Below are 1,942 nucleotides of genomic sequence, written 5' to 3'. Positions count from 1 at the left end.
GGTGCGCTTGATCCGCTTGCAACAGGTGTTTTGCCAATATGTTTTGGTGAGGCAACGAAGTTTGCGAAGTATCTACTAGAGTCTAGCAAAGCGTATTACACCACTGCTCAATTAGGCGAGATTCGTGAAAGCGGAGATAGCGAAGGTGAGTTGGTTGAGACGCGCAAGGTTCCAGATTTCTCGGGTGCTCACATAGAGCAAAGTCTTGATAAGTTTCGAGGCGACACAATGCAAGTTCCGACGATGTGGTCTGCGCTAAAGTATCAAGGAAGGCCACTTTATAAATGGGCGCGTGAGGGGGTTACGGTAGAGCGAGAACCTCGGCCTATCACTGTTTCTAACTTACGTTTAGATGCGATAACAGAAGATACGCTATCTTTGTATGTCGAGTGTTCCAAAGGGACTTATATTCGATCTCTTGTGGAAGATATTGGTTTAGATCTTGGTTGTGGTGCACATGTGTCGATGTTGCGCCGTTCAATCGCAGGTCATTTTGAGCTCGAGCAAACTGTAAGCCTGCAAACATTGGTCGATTTAGAGGGTGATTTCGATGCGTTGAGCAAATTTATTCAGCCTATCGACATTTTGTTACCAAATTTACCGTATATTTGCATAAATAATCGCCAAACAAGGTCGCTATTACACGGGCAAACAGTTAGAATATCGCCCGCTGAAAAATCAGGTTTTCATCGTGTCTATATTCCGAAGCAAGCAATTGATGAACAGCTAGGGCCGATTGCGAATATCGCAAAAACTTGTGAGCTTGGTGACGACTGGCTATTTGCCGGTGTAGTGGAGCTAAGTGAACAGAGCGATCAGTGGGAACTGCAAGCAAAACGGCTGATTAACTTTACGCCTGTGTCGTAAAGGAAAAACGATGTACGACTTACTGTACGTATGCGCGGTAAGTGGTTTTTAAACAAGCATATTGAGGAAAATATCATGGCATTAAGCGCAGCAGAAAAAGCAGCAATTCTTAAAGACTACCAACAATCTGAAGGCGACACTGGTTCTCCTGAAGTTCAAGTTGCATTGTTGACTCATAACATCAACAAGCTTCAAGGTCACTTCAAAGGTAACAAGCAAGATCACCACTCACGTCGTGGTTTGATTCGCATGGTTAACCAACGTCGTAAGCTTCTTGATTACTTGAAAGGCAAAGATGCAGATCGTTACCTTTCTTTGATCGGTCGTCTAGGTCTACGTCGCTAATCTCGAATTAGCAGCGAGACAAACAAGGGTAAATGGTTACAAGAACCAACTCCCAAGTTTAGTTGTAGTACCGGAGCGCTTTAGGGCCCTCCGGTATTTTCGTTTTTAAGACAATCGTAATTCTATTGTTATGCGATTGATCTATTGTAAGTACGTGATTTTGTAGGTGTCTAAAACGAGCACCAGTGCATTAAAAATCAAAACACGAATAGGGTAGCTTCATAGGTTTGCAGTAAAGTTTTATAGCTGAGTGCTTTAGAAAATTTGCGTTTACGTTATTTTTCTAAAGTATTGAGCATAAAGCTTTAGTTGTAGTGATCGATGAGGCGTTCTTTTTATATTTAAAAGTAAAGGAGCCGATGTGAATCCGGTAACTAAACAATTTCAATACGGTAACTCTACCGTTACGCTAGAAACTGGTCGTATTGCACGTCAAGCCGCAGGTGCGGTGATGGTAACGGTTGACGATACTTCTGTATTGGTAGCAGTGACTGCTTCAAAAGAAGCAAAGCCAGGTCAAGATTTCTTCCCGCTTTCAGTTCACTACCAAGAGCGCCAATACTCAGTTGGTAAAATTCCTGGTGGTTATATCAAGCGTGAAAATCGTCCAAGCGAGAAAGAAACACTAACTTCGCGTTTGATCGACCGTCCAATTCGCCCACTTTTCCCAAATGGTTTCGTGAACGAAGTTCAGGTTGTATGTCAGGTTATGTCTGCGAACAAAACGCAA

The 1,942-nt window shown here is 42.9% G+C and carries 2 protein-coding genes and 1 pseudogene; all 3 read left to right on the top strand.

Going from position 1 to position 1,942, the window contains the following annotated elements:
* Positions 1-867 (top strand): tRNA pseudouridine(55) synthase TruB (gene truB, locus A3738_RS18435; protein ID WP_068763769.1); only part of this gene is annotated, 867 nt, incomplete at its 5' end.
* Between the two features lie 75 nt (positions 868-942).
* A complete protein-coding gene (gene rpsO, locus A3738_RS18430; RefSeq protein ID WP_068478048.1) occupies positions 943-1,212 on the top strand; it encodes a 30S ribosomal protein S15 in 270 nt (89 codons plus the stop codon).
* 361 nt (positions 1,213-1,573) lie between these two features.
* Positions 1,574-1,942, top strand: a pseudogene (locus A3738_RS18425) (polyribonucleotide nucleotidyltransferase); the annotation flags it as partial.

The organism is Oleiphilus sp. HI0066, assembly GCF_001635725.1.
Note: the sequence above shows the minus strand (reverse complement) of the source record. Positions and strands in the feature narration are given on the sequence as shown.